We start from the raw sequence: 15,944 nt of genomic DNA on the forward strand, positions 1-15,944 counted from the left end.
GTCAGGCGAGGCGGATGGCCAGCTCGATGCGCCAGCGGGTCTTCATCCGCTCGGTGCGGGGGTCGGTGAGGTAGGCCTCGTAGCGGCAGCCGAACCGGTCGCCGGCGCGGTCCAGCGCCAGGCCCTCGTCGTGGGCCCAATCGAGCAGGGTGCCGTTGGCGCGGCGGCCGTGGCCGGAGTAGGTCATCGCCGCGTAGCGGCCGGCCGGGAGGACTCCGGGGCGGATCCGCTCGTCACCCGCCAAACGCGACTGGGTGACGACGCCGACCTCGATGTCCATCGGGCCGTCCATGTCGATCTCGTGCAGCCGGAAGAAGGTGAGCCCCGCCGAGAGGTCGGGCCGGGTGTACAGCTCCTTCATGAGCTGGTCGCGGACGGCGAACATGCCGCGGAACGGGGTGATCACCCGGATGCCCAGATAGTGCCGGTCGGGGTGCGTGACCACCGCCGGGCCGTCGAAGATTTCCACCGTGAGCCAACGTAGACCATGCTCGGACCATGAGGAGTCTCACCACGCCAGCCACCATCGCCGCCGGGTCCCTGTCGGGCGGCCCGCAACCGGTCCTTCCGGCCGCGGACGGGCTGGTGCTGCGGCCGTGGGTGGACGGTGACGCCGACGTCTTCCTCGGCGCCTACCGGGATCCGGCGATCCAGCGGTGGCACACCCGCCGGCCGCGGACGGTGACCGAGGTGCTCGGCTGGTTCGAGCAGTACCGCCTGGACTGGGCGCGGGAGCGCGGCGGGCACTGGGCGATCACCCGGGACGGCGGGCCGGTGCTCGGGCGGATCGCGATGCGCGGGTTCGACTTCGACGACGGGATCTCCGGGTGCGCCTACTGGGTGCTGCCCGATGCCCGCGGCGCCGGGGTGGCGACCACCGCGCTGGTCGCGCTGAGCGAATGGGGGCTCGGGGCGGCCGGGTTCTTCCGGCTCCACCTGGCCCACTCGACCCGCAACGATGCCTCCTGCCGGGTGGCCACCAAGGCCGGGTTCCCGTGGGAGGGCACCATGCGCAGCGACGCGGTGCATGCCGACGGCCGGCACGACATGCACCTGCACGCGCGCATCAAAACAGACCAGAACGACTAAAAAGCGCGCAGCTGGGCCAGGACCAGCGGGTCGATCGCGCCGGTGACGATCCGCTCCTCCAGGTTGGCGATGCCGGCCCAGTCGGCCAGGGCGGCGTCGACGTCGTCGCCGCGGTGCCCGGCCCGGGCCAGCCGGTCGCGGACCTCCTCGGCGACCAGGCCGGTGAGGGGGATCAGCGTCGCCGGGTCGGGGCGCTCGAAGTACAGCGAGTGCATCTCCAGCAGGCGCTGCAGCTCGGTCACCGGGTCCGGATGGTCGTCGACGCGCAGGTCGACCCACACGTCGCTGGTCCCGCCGTACCCCATGCCCTTCGCCACCACCAGCACCGCGGCGCTCTGCCGGCCCCGGCGGTCGCCGCCGGCCAGGTCGCCGGCGCGCAGCGCGGCGAGCAGCCGGTACGCCAGGCGCGTCTCGGCCGCGGACGCCTGCCAGGCCACCTCCATGCCGTCGACGACCTGCGGGCCGGCCAGCATGTTGCCCTGGATCGCGTAGCCGTCGCCGGCCGTGCCGCCCGCCCAGGCGTGGCAGTCGTCGCCGGTGAACGTGGCGCCGTCGCCGTCCGGGCCGACCACCCCGACCTGGCGCTGGGCGACCGGGCCGTCGTCGCCGGCGACCAGGGCCCGGACGGTGGCGGCGGCGGAGGACCCGCTGCCGAGCAGGGCGAGGGCCTGCGGCCGGTACGCGAGATTGGCGTACGACTGGGTGGCCACCGCGCCGACCGACGCGAGGGCGGCGGGCACGGCCGCGCCCGCGCCGAGGAACTTGCTGGCCACCGCGACGCCGTGGGCGGCACCGGAGCGGGCCACGATCGAAAATGTCATGGCGCATTCTGTAACACCGCGGGCGCAGACTGGCGCGATGGACTGGTTGCCGATCGCCCTGGACGTCGACGTGAGCACCCGGCCGATGACCGTGACGGCCGCGGGCGTACCCCTGGTGGTCGTGCGGCCGGAACCGGACGCCGCGCCGGTCGTGTTCGCCGACCGCTGCCCGCACCGCCTGGTGCCGTTGTCCGCGGCCACCGTCGAGAACGGCCGGCTGCGCTGCGCCTACCACGGCTGGGAGTTCGACGCGTCCGGCGCGTGCGTGACGCTGCCGTCGCAGGAGGGCGCGCCGCCGCCGCGGGCCAGTTTGCCGAAGGGACCGCGAGTGCGGGTCCGGGACGGCGTGGTGGAGATTTCGGATTTGCCGGACAACGACCCAACGGACCTTTTCACCAATGAGGATCCGTCCCTGCTGCACGCCTGGCACCCGGTCGGGATCGTCGGCCAGGACGAAATGTCCGAAGTCCAGCTGCTCGGCCGCACCTACCGGCCCAGCGAGGAACGCACCCGGGAGCGCTGGGGACTGCTCTGGCTCGCCCCCGCGGAGCCGCGGGTCGAGCTCTTCGACGACCCCGATCACGACGACGCGAACTACGTCGGCGCATGGCTGGAAACCGCCCGCAGCAACGCACCGGCCGGTGTCGTCGCCGACAACTTCCTCGACGTCGCGCACTTCCCGTTCGTGCACGCCAAGACGTTTGGAGCAGCCGAGGAGAAACTGGTCGAACGGTACGAGGTGACCGACGAGCCGTGGGGTTGCCGCAGCGTGCAGGACCAGTGGTTCGACAACCCGGAGGACCCGGGCGTGGCCGCCGGGATCCGGCCGATCCGGCAAAGGCGCCGGGCGACCTATGTGTACCGTGCGCCGTTCCAGCTTATGCTGCGCCTCGAGGAGCTGGACGCGGGCGCGGTGAAGACGATCCTGTTCTTCGCCCGGCCGGAGTCGCTGTCCAGCACCCGGATCTACACGAAGATGCTGTTCCACGGGATCGGCGGCGTCGCCGACCCGGCACCGGAGGTGATCCGCTCGGAGGTCGCCTTCGAGGAGGCGGTGCTGGCCGAGGACCTCGAACTGCAGAGGACGCAACGGCTGCCCGGTCTGCCGTTGCGGATGCGCGACGAACTCCATGTGCGGGCCGACCTGCTCGGCGTGCACATGCGCCGGATTCTCGCCAAATTCCACACCGGACAGTCGCCCGCCGCCGCCCTCGGCGGGCAGGCTGGGGACTGAACGCTACGGCGCCCGGTCCGGAAGTGCTGCGGGCGAGGCAAGGTGGTTGCCGCGACCGGCCTCGCCCGCAGCACGACCGTTCACGCGGCCCTCGCCGACCGAACAGAGGCGCACAGGCCGGACAATGCGGCGGCCAGTGACGCCGGCTCGGCGTCGACGTCCAGGTCGAGCACCAGCGCCGGGTCCAGCGGCGGCACCTCGACGTGCGAGATGAGCGGGTGGAACGGCCGCCGGTCGATCTCCCCCGCCCCGAACAGCACCTCGGCCAGCTTCTCCCCCGGCCGCAGCCCGGTGTAGGTGATCTCCACGGGCCGGGGCGCGAGCTGGATCATCTGCCGGGCGAGCTCGGCGATCCGCACCGGCTCGCCCATCTCCAGCACCAGGGCCTCCCCGTCCCGGCCGATCGCGGCGGCCTGGATGACCAGGTGCACGGCTTCCTGGATGGTCATCAGGTACCGGGTCACGTCCGGGTCGGTCACGGTGATCGGCCCGCCGGCGGCGATCTGCGCGGCGAACGTGGTGAGCACCGAGCCGCGGCTGCCGAGAACGTTCCCGAACCGTACGCTCAAGAACGCTCCCGGGCTGCGCCGCGCCTGGCAGGCGGTGAGCCGCTCGGTGATGCGTTTGGCGTAGCCGAGCACGCTGGCCGGATCGGCGGCCTTGTCGGTGGAGATGTTCACGAACCGCTCCACCTCGCCGGCCGCCTCGAGCACCGCGAGGGTGCCCCAGATGTTGGTCTTCACCGCCTCGGCCGGGTAGCGCTGCAGCAGCGACAGGTGCTTGAGCGCCGCCGCGTGGAACACCACCTGCGGCTGCCGGGTGCGGAAGATCTGCCGCATCCGCTCGGCGTCCCGGACCGACGCGAGGACCAGGGACGGATCGGTGAGCTGCGCCTGCGGGTCGAGCGACAGCAGGACGGCCTGCAGCGCCGACTCGTCGCGGTCCAGCATGATCAGCTCGGCCGGCTCGAAGCGGTGGATCTGCCGGCACAGCTCGGAGCCGATCGACCCGCCCGCGCCGGTGACCAGGACCCGCTTGCCGGTCAGGTAGCCGGCGATCGAGTCGAGGTCGGTGTCGATCTGGTGCCGGCCGAGCAGGTCGGTGACGTCGGCCTCGCGCAGGTCCCGCAGGCCGAGGTCGTGGTCGAGCAGTTCGGCGACCGACGGCACGAGCAGGAACCGGGCCCCGGCGCCGGTGGTGATGTCGCGGATCGCCCGGACCAGCTCGGCCTCGGCGTTCGACACGGCAAAGACCACGGTGGTCACGCCGGTGCGTTCCACCAGCGCCGGGATGTCCGAACGGCTTCCCAGCACGGGTACGCCGCTGAGGTGCAGCCGCCGTTTGCCCGGATCGTCGTCGACCACGCCGATCGGCAGGTACCGCCCCTTGGGGTCGGTGAGCATCGACTGCAGCAGATGGCGGCCGGCCGAACCGGCCCCGAAGACCAGCACCCGGGCGGCGACCCGCGCGTCCGGCCGGGAGCGGGCCAGCTCGCGCAGCCGCCAGACGAGCCGGCAGCCGAGCATGAGGACGAGCGCGGCCAGCCCGCCGACCACCGGCGCCCCGGCCGGGACCGCCTGGTCGCGCGCCCACATGTCGGCCAGGAGCAGCACCACGACGTCGAGCAGGGCGATCCGGATGAGGACCCGGACCTCCTCGATCGAGCCGTAGGCGTACCGGCCGCGGTAGAGGAACAGCAGCTGCCCGGCGGTGACCTGCACGGCGACGGCGACGATCAGCACCGGGGCGAGGGCCGCCAGGTGCCGCAGTTCGAGGCCGTACTCGTAGCGGGCCAGAATCGCGCCGTAGAGACCGGTGACCCACGCGAGGCAGTCGACGGCGGGCGCCGCCACCCATCGGGGAAAGCGCGGCGCCACCGTTGTCACATCGGCCACGGGTGCACCTCCCGCGCTCATTTACTGCCCGCTACCGAAAAATAAGCGTAATCGACCTGTTGTCCCCCGGAAGAAGTTTGGGATATCGCCGCACACCGCTGGCCGGGAGCCTAGTTTGATCGTGAGACGCGGCGGACGGGAGGAGCTTGCGTGGAGATACGCGACTACCTCCGGGTGGTACAGAGGCAATGGTGGGTGGTCGCCATCATGGTGTTCGTCGCGCTCGGCGTCACCCAGGTGATCAATAAGAAGACCACCCCGGAGTACGCGGCGTCGGCCGTGTTCTTCCTGTCCAGCGCGCGGGACGGGGAGTCGTCGGTGCTCGAGGGATCGATGTTCGTGGCGGCCCGGCTGAAGACCTACACCGAGTTGCTGACCGGCGAGCAGATGCTCAAGGAAATCGCCGCGTCGACCAATACCGGGCTGAGCCTCGACGATATCGAGGAAAGAATTACGGTCACCGTCGACAGCGGCAGCGTATTGCTGACGGTAACGGTCACCGACACTATGCCGAGCCGCGCCGAGAAAATCGCCGACGTGCTCGTCAAGCGATTCCCGCCACTCGTTCAGGTACTCGAGAAACGCACCGCGGCGGCCGGTCCGGCGGTGGTGGTGGAGATCGTCCAGCCGGTGCTGCTCGACCCCGACCCGGTGTCGCCGCGCCCGCTGCACAACGACGCCCTCGCCGTCGCGGTCGGCCTGCTCGTCGGCGCGGCCGCCGGGGTGATCCGCGAGGTGTGCGACAGCTCGCTGCGGGTCGCCGGGGTGCTGCCCGGTCTGACCGGCCTGCCGGTGCTGGCCCTGATCCCGATCGACCGCAGGGTCCGCCGGAAGCTGCGAGCCAAGGACAGCGGCCCGTTCGTCTCGGACAGCCGGTCGGCCCGCGCCGAGGCGCTGCGCCAGCTGCGCACCAACGTCCAGTTCGCCGACCGCGACCACCCGGTGAAGATCCTCGCGGTGACCAGCGCGATGCCCGGCGAGGGCCGCTCGTCGACCGCGTGCGGGCTGGCGATCCTGTTCGCCGAGGCCGGCCAGCGGGTGCTGATCGTCGACGCCGAGCTGCGCCGCCCCCGCCTCGCCGCGTTCCTGGGCCGGGAGGGTTCGGCCGGGCTGACCACGGTGCTGGTCGGCGCGGCCTCGCTCGACCAGGTGCTGCAGCCGTGGGGGTCCGGGCTGTGGCTGCTGGCCAGCGGGCACCGGCCGCCGAATCCGAGCGAGCTGCTCGGCTCGGCCAGGATGGAGGAGCTGATCGCCGAGCTGCGCGACCGCTTCGACAAGATCATTTTTGATTCGCCGCCGCTGCTGCCGGTCACCGACGGCGCGGTGGTCGCCGCCCGGGCCGACGGCGCGCTGCTACTGGTGCGCGCCCGCAAGACCACCGCCGCGCAGGTCACCGCGGCCGTCCGCGCCCTCGCCGCGGTCGATGCCCGGCTGCTCGGCCCGGTGTTCAACATGGTCGCCGCGCCCCGCCGCCGGATCGGCCTGCCCACCAGCGCCGACACGACCGGCCCGCCGCTGCCGCCCGCGCCCCGGCCGGGCGGCTGGAACGCCATCGCCCTGAGCGGAGCGCTATGACCGGATTGCCCTTCCTCAGTGTGGTGATCCCGTGCTGGAACGAGGCCGGGTTCGTCGCGGCGTTCCTCGACTCGGTGCTGGCCAACGACTACCCGCCGGACCGCATGGAGATCCTGCTGGTCGACGGGATGAGCGACGACGGCACCCGGGAGATCGTGGCGAGGTACGCCGAGCGTGAGCCGCGCCTGCACCTGGTCGACAACCCTGGGCACAGCAAGCCGGTCGCCCTCAACCTCGGCATCCTGGAGGCCCGCGGCGACGTCATCATCCGGCTCGACGTGCACGCCGTCTACCAGAACGACTACCTGCGCCAATGCGTCCAGGGGCTGGTCGCGCACCCGGAGGCGGACAACGTCGGCGGCGTCCGCCGGGCCGAACCGCGCGACGAGAAGCTGTTGAGCCGGGCAATCTCGCTCGCCAACACGCACCCCCTGGCGGCCGGCAACGCGAAGTACCGGATCGGCGCGTCCGGGCCCAAGTGGGTCGACACCGTCTTCGGCGGCTGCTACCGGCGGGACGTCTTCGACCGGATCGGCCTGTTCGACGAGCGCCTCGACCGCACCCAGGACCTGGAGCTCAACCAGCGGCTGCGGGCCGCCGGCGGGAAGATCCTGCTGATCCCGGACATCATCTGCACGTACTACCCGCGCGGCGACTGGCGCGAGTTCGTCACCTGGACCTACCGGTCGGCGTACTGGGCGTTCCGGGGCAGCCGCACCGTCGGCCGGTGGATCGGGTCGTGGCGCAACTGCGTGCCGCTGGGCTTCGTGGCCGGACTCGCGGGTGCCGCCGTCCTCGGACCGCACTCCAAGCTCGTACGCCAGGTGGCGGGCACGGTTGTCGGAACGTACGCAAGCATGGTTTTGATCTCCTCCGCCCGGGTGGCGAAGCGGGAGGGTGATCCGCGGCTGCTCGTCGCCATGCCGGTGGTCTTCTTCGCGACGCATGTCGCCTACGGCGTCGGTTCCGCGGTCGGCATCCTCGATCCGGCCGGCCGGCGATGAAGACGAAAATCAGGGGAGCCGTCGCGCCCGCCACGCCGATGTACGACGCGGCCAAACGCGCCACCGACGTCGTCGTGTCCGCCGCCGCCATCGTGGTCGCCGCGCCGCTCGGGGCCGCCATCGCCTGGCGGGTCCATCGCGACGACGGCGGACCGGTGATCTTCCGCGGACTGCGGGTCGGGCGCGGCGGCCGGACCTTCCACATCTTCAAGTTCCGCACCATGGCGGTCGGCGCCGACCAGCTCGGCCTGCACGTCACCCCCGGCGACGACCCGAGCCTGACCAGCTCCGGGCGGTTCCTGCGCCGGTGGAAACTCGACGAGCTCCCGCAACTGGTCAACGTGCTGCGCGGCGACATGAGCCTGGTCGGCCCGCGGCCGCCGACGGTGTGGGACGCCGACCAGTACGACGACGACCAGCGCCACCTGCTCGACGTGCGGCCCGGCATCACCGACTGGTCGTCCATCCGCTACCGCAGCCAGGACCTGCTCATCGAGGGCCGGGCCGACCCGCACGCCGCGTACTTCGAGCTCATCCGGCCCGGCAAGATGGACCTGGCGATGGCCTACCTGCGGCACCGCAGCTACGCCGTCGACCTCGGCATCCTCGGCCTGACCGCGCTGGCCCTGCTGCGGTACCGGCGCACCGACGAACTGCTGCAGCGCATGGTGACCTCGGTCCGGGCCCGCGCCTGACATCGTGCCGTCGCTCCGCCTCCTGGCCCGCGTTCCCTCCAAGGTGCGGCGGGACTACCTCGCCACGTCCCTCGCCCACTGGCTGACGCTCGCCTCCGGCCTGCTGCTGTTCCACCTCGTCGCCGGCCGCGCCGGGGTGGCCGGCTTCGCCTACTACCAGATCGCCCGCGGCGTGGTCTCCACCGTGCAGCCGCTGGCCATCTTCGGCATGGTGCCCGCCCTGCACCGGTATCTCCCGCGGGCCGGGCGCCGGGTCCGGGTGCTCGCCCGGCAGGCCTTCCTGCTGGAGGTGGGGGCGCTGAACGTCATCGGGCTGCTCACCATCGCGTTCGCCGACGGCCTGGGCCGGCTGTTCCACATCGGCGGCGGCGCCGAGGTCCGCGCCGTGATGGTGATGACCGCCGGGAACTGCCTGCTCACCGTCGCGGTCGCGGCCCTGCGCGGCAGCGGCGAGGCGGGCCGGTCCAACCTCGCGTCGCTGGCCGGCTACGGCGTCCTGCCGGTGCTCGCGTTCGCGGTGACCCGGCGGATCGACGTCTTCCTGATCCTGCAGGGCGCCGCGATGGCCGCCCTGGCCTGGTGGGTGATCGGCCAGGCCGGGCCGCGCGACGCCGAGCGGCTGCCGGCCACCCCCAAGCCCGCGCCGCCGCTGCGGGTCCTGGTCCGCTACGGCCTGCGCCGCACCCCCGGCGACATCGCGCTGCCCGCCATGTTCGCGTTCCCGACGTTCTACGTGGCCGGCATGTCCCGCAGCGCCGCCGAGGCCGGCTACATCGGCTTCACCACCTCGACGATCACGCTGATCTGCTCGATCTTCGGGATGCTCTCGCCGGTCCTGCTGCCCCGGCTCAGCGGCCACGCCGACGCCACCAGGGCGGCCGGCCGCGGCTTCGGCGCCGAGCTGGCCCGCGGGCTGCGGCTGCTGCCGTTCGCGGCCGCCACCGTCGCCGCCCTGATCAGCCTGGTGCTGGTGGTCGCGGCGACGCCGGTGCTGCACTGGTTCCTCGGCGCCGAGTTCTCGGGCGGCGACGACGTGGTCCGCTTCGGCGTGCCGGTGGCGATCCCGCTGGCCATGTTCTACGCGGCCCGCCCGTCGATCGACGCCCTGCGGGAGGCGCCGGTGACCACCTGGCTGCTGGTCGGCTGCCTGGCCGCCGAGATCGCGGTCACCGTGGTCGCCGGCCTGCTGATGCCGCCCTGGCCGGCCGCCCTGGCCGGCTTCGGTGCCGCCGCCATCCTGCTCGCCGCCTGCTCGTACGTCGCCCTCGTGCACGCCATCCCGTCCCCGGCCCGGATCTCGGCGCCGTGAAAGCCCGGAAACCCAGGCCCAGCCCGGTGATCATCGTGGCCCCCTTCGTCGCCACCCTGGCCGGCCACTTCACGCTCACCCGGATCGGCATGTCGGTGCCGGTCCTCAACGACGTACGCGTGCTGTTCTTCTCGGCCGTGCTGATGGCGTTCGTGCTCGAGGTGCACCACGCCGGGGTGAACCCGCTGCACTCCGGCCCGGCCCGGCGCACCCTGCAGCCGGTGCTGCTGCTGTTCGGCTACCAGATCCTGTCCGCGGTGTGGGCGCCGCGCAACGCGGTCATCAACGACGTCGTCGGCGACCTGGTCGCCATGGTGGTGCTGGTCGTCGTCTACACCGCCCTCGCCGAATGGGACCGCGACCGGGTCATCGTGGTGACCATGTACTGCCAGTACGTGGCCGCCTGGCTGTACTTCCTCTACTCGGCGTCCGGGCACGGCGCCACCGCGGCCGGCCGCTGGACCGCGTTCGGCGGCGGCCCCAACGTCTACGTCCGGGTGATGGTGCTCGGCATGGTCGCGGCCGCCTACTTCTACTTCCGCAGCGGCGGCAGATTCGCCTGGCTGGCCGCCGCCCCGCTCTTCCTGGTCGGCGCGATCGCGTCCGGCTCCCGGGGCGGCCTGGTCGCGTTCGGCGGGATCTTCCTGATCGCCGTCCGCAGCCTCGGCCGGTTCATGAAGCGGCACGGCGCGATCAAGCCCCTCGCGGCGATCCCGATGGTCGGCGCGGTGGTGTGGCTGCTCTTCGGCGACCAGATCATGTTCCTGATCAACAACCGCTTCCTGGCCGGCACCATCCAGCAGCGCAACACCTCCGACCGCGACGTCCTCTACGAGAAGGGCCTCGGGCTGTTCGTGGAGAGCCCGATCTTCGGCGTCGGCGTGCACGGCTTCTACGCGATCACCAACCTCGGCCCCGGCGAGAAATACGTGCACAACCTGCCGCTCGCGGTGGCGGCCGAGGGCGGCGCGGTCGGCCTGATCATCCTGCTGGTCGCGCTGTGGGCGCTGCGCCACGAATACGCCCGGGTCCCGAAGAAGCAGCGGTCGCTGCCGAGCCGCGCGGCCTCGTACTCCGGCATCTTCATCCTCATCGCGAGCTTCTTCTCCGGCGACTACTACGACCACCGCCTGATGTGGATCTTCTTCCTGCTGGCCGCTGCCCATCCCGAGAGTTTCGGCTCGACTTCGGAAGTTGTTGACGCGCCGCCACCGCCGGGCCAATACTCCATCCATCGATGAGCGTCCCCACCCACGGCGTCGATTCGTGTCCCTCGCGGCCCCGTCCCCGGGCCGTCCTCCCACCACCCCCGGCGGCAGCAGCGCCTCCCTCCCACCGGGCGGCTCGACCACGATCGGCTTCCAGGCCAACCACACGGGAAACAACACAGCCCCAACGGGCTTCACCCTCAACGGCGCCACCTGCAGCTGAAGCACGGAAAACCGGTCTCGGCGATTGCCGGGGCCGGCTTTTTTCATGGATACGACGTAGCAGAAGTCCCGTGGCGCACGGCCGGCCACCTGCGTGGCCAAGGCCGTTGCGCCACTTTCGCGTGCGGCGGTGGGTAACGGCCTACGCGCGCATCACCGTGGCGATCGGGATTCCGGCCGCTCGCAGGGCCGGGACGAAACCGCCCAGGATGCCGGCGACCAGGCCCGCGATGATGCCGGCCACGCCTGCCTCCCACGGGAACTGCACGTTGTGCAGCAGGGGCTGGGAATCGCCGACGACCATGGTCACCACCTTGAGGCCGGCTATGCACACGCCGATCGCGGCGGCCGCTGTGAGCAGGCCGGTCAGCAATGTTTCGGCCAGGACGATGCCGGCCAGCAGCATGCGTGGGGTGCCGACCGCGCGGCGCAGGGCGAACTCCTCGATCCGCTCGCCGACGGTGGCCAGGCCGACGTTGAGGATGCCGGCCACGCCGATGAGCAGGACCAGGCCGGCCATCGAGAAGAAGATCAGGCGCATCAGCGTCAGCTCCTTCTGGCGGTGCTTGCGGGACTCGATGGTGGACACGTAGGTCTCCACGCCCGCCCCGCGCAGCTTGGTGGTCAGCACCTGCTCGACCGGCGAGGAGGGGGCCAGCATGACGCGTACCTCGGCGCCGCCGTTGGGGTTGCCGAGGCCGGAAGCGGGCAGCCAGTTGGCGAGCTCGTCGAGCCGGACGTAGGCGCTCGGCCGCACGTCGCCGTCGTCGACCACGCCGACGAACTGCGGGGTCAGGTTGGCGGTCGCGCCGGCCACCCGCATCTCGGCCGGGACGTGGTGGCGTTCGAAGCCTTTCGCGGCCTCCCGGTTGAGCACCAGGTGCGGCGCCATCGAGGGCATCGTGGCGAAGTCGAGCCAGCGGCCGGACACCTGGGTGAACGGGCGGAACACCCGGATGTCGCCGGTCAGCGCGGTCAGCCGGACCTCGATCGCCTCGCCCTTGGGCCGGCTGGTGTCCTCGACGCAGCGGCCGTCGGACGAGCAGATCATCGCGCCGCCGCCCCAGTTCTGGTCGATCGGGGAGCCGCCCTCGTTGACCGGCCGGACGCCGGGCTCGCCGACGATGCCGGAGACGGACAGCGCGCCCACCGCGTCGGTGCGGCCCTTCACCGTGCTGACGATGATGTCGGCGGCCTTGTCGTTGGGCGGCATGTCGAGGATCCGGGTGCCGTCGATGCCGTCGGTGAGCTCCAGGTCGGCGATCAGCGCACGCTCGGCGATGCTGGCGCCGGCCTCCACGACCACCACCGCGGACACCCCGAGGAACAGGCTCACCATGGACAGCAGGGTGCGCAGTTTCCGCGCCCGGATGCCCTGCAGGCCGATGATCAGCGAGGAGCGGAACCGGCCGGAGAACCTTCTCATGCCGGCACCCGCTCGGTGAGCACGCCGGCGTCCAGGTCGAGGATCCGGCCCATCCGGGCGGCGTGGTCCCGGTCGTGGGTGACCAGGATCAGGCCGCAGCCGCGGGTGGTCGCCGCCAGCAGCGCGTCGATGACCAGGGCGCCGGTCTCGGTGTCGAGGGCGCCGGTGGGTTCGTCGGCGAGCAGGACGCGCGGCCGGCGGACCAGGGCCCGGGCGATCGCCACCCGCTGCTGCTCACCACCGGACATCCGGGCCGGCCGGTTCTTCGCGAGGTGCGCGATGCCGACCAGATCGAGGGCCTCCATGACGCGGGCCCGGCGTTCCCGGCGGGGCAGCCAGCCCTGGCCGTTGACCAGCGCCATCGCCACGTTCTGCGCCGCCGTCAGGTGCTTGAGCAGGAAGAACCGCTGGAACACGAACCCGAAGTGCGAGCTGCGCAGTTTGGCCGCGCGCCGCTCCGGCACCCGGCTGATGTCCACGCCGTCCAGCTCGTACGTCCCGGTGTCGGCCCGGTCGAACAGGCCGATCACGCTGAGCAGGGTGCTCTTGCCGGAGCCCGACCGGCCGACGATGGCGACGCTCTCGCCGGCGTCCACGCTCAGGTCCACCCCGTCGAGGATGGTCCGCGGCTCCTGCTGGCCCTTGAGCACCTTGGTGATGCCGGTGAGCCGGATCAGCGGGTCGCTCATCCCTTACCGCCGGGCTGGCCCTGCTCGCCGGGGGCCGCGGTGGGCAGGTCGGGGCCGGGGATCGCGATGGTCTCGTCGCCGCGCAGGCCCGTGCGGATCTCCACCACCTTGCCGTCGGTCAGGCCGAGGGTGACGTCGACGGTCTTGCGGGTGCGGTCCTCGCCGACCACGTCGACCTTGCCCTTCCCCTGGATGCCGGCCACCGCCTCGACCGGCAGCACCAGCACCTTCGACGCCTTGGCGGTGACCACGTCGAGGGTGACCGACGCGCCGTTGATCAGTTTGACCTCGTCGGGCGCGGTGCAGACCAGCTGCAGGCCGGTCGGCTCGGACCCGGGAGCCGGGGCGTCCCCGGTGGCGATCGGACCCGGGGCATCGGACGCCGCGGTGCCCGGGGTCGCGGTCGGCGCGGGCGGCTCCGGGATGGTGCCGGCCGGCAGCGCGGCGATCGTGCCGAGGGCGGTGCACTCGAACGGGCCCGGCCCGTTGGTGATCTGGCCGCGCACGGTCTTCACCGCGCCGGCGATCCGGTAGGCCTGGGCGCTGTCGATGTCGGCGACGATGCCGTAGCCGGCGTACCGGGCCGAGATGACCGGCATCCCGGCGGTCACGTCCGACCGGTCGTCCATGAGCCGGCCGGCCAGGATCGAGTCCTTCGGGATCTCCACCCGGCGCGGCACCCCGTCGTCCCACACCGACGCCACCCACATCGGCCGGGTCGCCGCGGTCTTCGACGGCTGCCGGTCCACGTACCGCAGCTCGCCGTCGACCGGCGCGACGATGCCGAACACCGGGTTGATGGTGACCTTGCCGGCCAGGCTGATCTGGTTGGTCAGGTCCTGCCGGGTCGGTTTCACCGTGGTCAGGACGGTCCCACGCGCCTGGAGACCGGGCGTCTCGGCCTTCTCCCCGGAGGAGCTGCACCCGCACAGCACGGCGCCTGCTGCCAGCATCACCGCCAGTCGGGCAAGCCTGCTTCGGTCCACGGAAATCCCTCCGGCGCGTGCGAAAAGCCGGCCGAAGACAGTGATCATCCCCGATCCGGCGCGGCCGACGCGAGGCTACCGTGATCATGCAAATCGGGCGGCGGACGGCACCGAACGTGAAACAACAACGAAACGGAGGGTTCTTCGGGGAGGGTTGGCGTGCTCGAATGAGACCGGGGCCACACCCCGATCATGAAAGGGAACGACGCATGCTCAATCTCTCCATCTTGCTGGAGGACAGCGCTCGCAACTATCCGGAGCGGGCGGCGGTCGTTCTCGGCGAGCAGCGACTCAACTACGCCCAGGTGAACGCGGCCGCCAACCAGGTGGCCAACCTTCTCGTCGAGCGGGGCATCCGGCCCGGCGACAAGGTCGCGCTCTCCTGCCCGAACCTTCCGTACTTCCCGGTGATCTACTACGGCATCCTCAAGGCCGGCGCCGTCGTCGTCCCGCTGAACGTGCTGCTCAAGGGCCGGGAGATCGCCTACCACCTGGCCGACTCCGAGGCCAAGGCGTATTTCTGCTTCCAGGGCACCCCCGACCTGCCGATGGGCACCGAGGGGTTCACCGGGTTCGGGCAGGCCGACGGGTGCGAGCACTTCTTCCTGGTCACCGCCGACCCGGCCGCCGCGTCACCGATCGAGGGCACCGAGACGCTCGGCTCGGCCCTGGCCGGTAAGGCGCCGGTGTTCGAGGCGGTCCTGCTGCCGGAGACCGACCCGGCCGTCATCCTCTACACCAGCGGCACCACCGGGCAGGCCAAGGGCGCCGAGCTGAGCCACTCCAACCTGGTCCTCAACGCGCTGACCTGCAACCGGCTGTTCCAGAGCAAACCGGGCAACGACACCCACCTGCTGGTCCTGCCGCTGTTCCACTCGTTCGGCTCGACCGTCAACATGAACGCCGGCTTCGCCACCGCGTCGACCCTGGTGCTGCTCCCCCGGTTCGACGCGGCCGCCGCCGTCGAGCTGCTCCAGTCGGAGAGCGTCACGTTCTTCGCCGGCGTCCCCACCATGTACTGGGGGCTGCTCAACGCGCTGACCGAGGGCGTCGACGTCGAGCGGATCGCGGCGAACATGCGGGTCGCCGTCTCCGGCGGCTCCAGCCTGCCGGTGGAGATCATCAAGGCGGTCAAGGAACGCTTCGGGGTGACCATCCTCGAGGGGTACGGATTGTCCGAGACCTCGCCGGTCGCCACCTTCAGCGACCCGAACAGCGACCCCCGGCCCGGCTCGATCGGCATCCCGATCTGGGGCGTCGAGGTGAAGCTGATCGACGAGCAGTGGAACACGATCGACGGCGTCGACGAGATCGGCGAGATCGCCATCCGCGGCCACAACATCATGCGCGGCTACTACGGCCGGCCGGAGGCGACCGCCGAGGTCATCAAGGACGGCTGGTTCCGCAGCGGTGACCTGGGCCGGCGTGACAAGGACGGGTTCTTCTACATCGTCGACCGGGCGAAGGACATGATCATCCGGGGTGGCTTCAACGTCTACCCGCGGGAGATCGAGGAGGTCCTGATGACCCACGAGGCGGTGTCACTGGCCGCGGTCATCGGCGTGCCGCACCCGAGCCACGGCGAGGAGGTCAAGGCGTTCGTGATCCTCAAGGACGGCGCGACCGCCACCGGGGACGAGATCGTCGCCTGGAGCAAGGAGCAGATGGCGGCCTACAAATACCCGCGCGTGGTCGCCATCGTCGACTCGCTGCCGATGACCGCCACCGGAAAACTCCTGAAACGCGCCCTCAGCTGAAAAACGGTCGAAGAGGCGCCCGGCGGGGGACCCC

The 15,944-nt window shown here is 71.6% G+C and carries 15 protein-coding genes; 9 read left to right on the forward strand and 6 right to left on the reverse strand.

The features are described 5' to 3' along the window. Position 1: 1 nt before the first annotated feature. Positions 2–469 carry a GyrI-like domain-containing protein gene (locus tag Adu01nite_RS07010; protein WP_203725708.1) on the reverse strand — a complete coding sequence of 156 codons (468 nt, stop codon included), beginning with the start codon at positions 467–469 and terminating at the stop codon, positions 2–4. Positions 470–498: 29 nt separating this feature from the next. On the opposite strand from Adu01nite_RS07010, the gene Adu01nite_RS07015 reads away from it, so the two are divergent. After that, positions 499–1,089 carry a GNAT family N-acetyltransferase gene (locus tag Adu01nite_RS07015; RefSeq protein ID WP_203725709.1) on the forward strand — a complete coding sequence of 197 codons (591 nt, stop codon included), beginning with the start codon at positions 499–501 and terminating at the stop codon, positions 1,087–1,089. Here Adu01nite_RS07015 and Adu01nite_RS07020 read toward each other — a convergent pair. Then, positions 1,086–1,910, reverse strand: coding sequence for a DUF1028 domain-containing protein (locus tag Adu01nite_RS07020; RefSeq protein ID WP_203725710.1), 825 nt, complete (start codon positions 1,908–1,910; stop codon positions 1,086–1,088). The two genes, Adu01nite_RS07015 and Adu01nite_RS07020, sit on opposite strands and share 4 nt — an antisense overlap. A gap of 37 nt (positions 1,911–1,947) precedes the next feature. On the opposite strand from Adu01nite_RS07020, the gene Adu01nite_RS07025 reads away from it, so the two are divergent. Continuing rightward, complete coding sequence (locus Adu01nite_RS07025; protein WP_203725711.1) at positions 1,948–3,144, forward strand: Rieske 2Fe-2S domain-containing protein; 1,197 nt, start codon at positions 1,948–1,950, stop codon at positions 3,142–3,144. A gap of 80 nt (positions 3,145–3,224) precedes the next feature. Here Adu01nite_RS07025 and Adu01nite_RS07030 read toward each other — a convergent pair whose 3' ends face one another. Then, positions 3,225–5,039, reverse strand: coding sequence for a nucleoside-diphosphate sugar epimerase/dehydratase (locus Adu01nite_RS07030; RefSeq protein ID WP_239132194.1), 1,815 nt, complete (start codon positions 5,037–5,039; stop codon positions 3,225–3,227). A gap of 150 nt (positions 5,040–5,189) precedes the next feature. Between Adu01nite_RS07030 and Adu01nite_RS07035 the strand changes: the two genes are divergently transcribed. Genes Adu01nite_RS07035 through Adu01nite_RS47610 form a run of 6 tightly spaced genes read left to right on the forward strand, consistent with a single transcriptional unit; the run spans position 5,190 to position 11,053 of the window. Then, on the forward strand, positions 5,190–6,614 hold the full coding sequence (locus tag Adu01nite_RS07035; protein WP_239132195.1) for a tyrosine-protein kinase domain-containing protein: 1,425 nt from the start codon (positions 5,190–5,192) through the stop codon (positions 6,612–6,614). After that, on the forward strand, positions 6,611–7,618 hold the full coding sequence (locus Adu01nite_RS07040; protein WP_203725713.1) for a glycosyltransferase family 2 protein: 1,008 nt from the start codon (positions 6,611–6,613) through the stop codon (positions 7,616–7,618). The genes Adu01nite_RS07035 and Adu01nite_RS07040 overlap by 4 nt, the downstream gene beginning before the upstream one ends. Continuing rightward, a complete protein-coding gene (locus Adu01nite_RS07045) occupies positions 7,615–8,313 on the forward strand; it encodes a sugar transferase (protein ID WP_203725714.1) in 699 nt (232 codons plus the stop codon). The genes Adu01nite_RS07040 and Adu01nite_RS07045 overlap by 4 nt, the downstream gene beginning before the upstream one ends. Positions 8,314–8,317: 4 nt before the next feature. Further along, positions 8,318–9,622 (forward strand): lipopolysaccharide biosynthesis protein, encoded by a 1,305-nt coding sequence (locus Adu01nite_RS07050; RefSeq protein ID WP_203725715.1) that lies wholly within the window; start codon positions 8,318–8,320, stop codon positions 9,620–9,622. 35 nt (positions 9,623–9,657) lie between these two features. Continuing rightward, the gene (locus Adu01nite_RS07055) at positions 9,658–10,863 is read left to right on the forward strand and encodes an O-antigen ligase family protein (protein ID WP_203725716.1); all 1,206 of its coding nucleotides are present in this window, start codon (positions 9,658–9,660) and stop codon (positions 10,861–10,863) included. 25 nt (positions 10,864–10,888) lie between these two features. Next, complete coding sequence (locus Adu01nite_RS47610; protein WP_307836579.1) at positions 10,889–11,053, forward strand: cellulose binding domain-containing protein; 165 nt, start codon at positions 10,889–10,891, stop codon at positions 11,051–11,053. Between the two features lie 141 nt (positions 11,054–11,194). Here Adu01nite_RS47610 and Adu01nite_RS07065 read toward each other — a convergent pair whose 3' ends face one another. The 3 genes from Adu01nite_RS07065 to Adu01nite_RS07075 are packed head-to-tail and all read right to left on the reverse strand — an operon-like array spanning position 11,195 to position 14,153. After that, positions 11,195–12,478, reverse strand: a complete 1,284-nt coding sequence (locus tag Adu01nite_RS07065; RefSeq protein WP_203725717.1) for an ABC transporter permease — start codon at positions 12,476–12,478, stop codon at positions 11,195–11,197. Beyond that, entirely contained in the window at positions 12,475–13,167 is a 693-nt protein-coding gene (locus Adu01nite_RS07070; RefSeq protein ID WP_203725718.1) for an ABC transporter ATP-binding protein, read from the reverse strand. Before Adu01nite_RS07070 ends, Adu01nite_RS07065 begins: the two co-directional genes overlap by 4 nt. Next, positions 13,164–14,153, reverse strand: a complete 990-nt coding sequence (locus Adu01nite_RS07075) for an efflux RND transporter periplasmic adaptor subunit (protein WP_239132196.1) — start codon at positions 14,151–14,153, stop codon at positions 13,164–13,166. The genes Adu01nite_RS07070 and Adu01nite_RS07075 overlap by 4 nt, the downstream gene beginning before the upstream one ends. Positions 14,154–14,362: 209 nt before the next feature. On the opposite strand from Adu01nite_RS07075, the gene Adu01nite_RS07080 reads away from it, so the two are divergent. Continuing rightward, positions 14,363–15,910 carry a long-chain-fatty-acid--CoA ligase gene (locus Adu01nite_RS07080; RefSeq protein WP_203725719.1) on the forward strand — a complete coding sequence of 516 codons (1,548 nt, stop codon included), beginning with the start codon at positions 14,363–14,365 and terminating at the stop codon, positions 15,908–15,910. Positions 15,911–15,944: the final 34 nt, after the last annotated feature.

The sequence above is a fragment of the Paractinoplanes durhamensis genome, from assembly GCF_016862175.1.
GTDB classification, from domain to species: domain Bacteria; phylum Actinomycetota; class Actinomycetes; order Mycobacteriales; family Micromonosporaceae; genus Actinoplanes; species Actinoplanes durhamensis.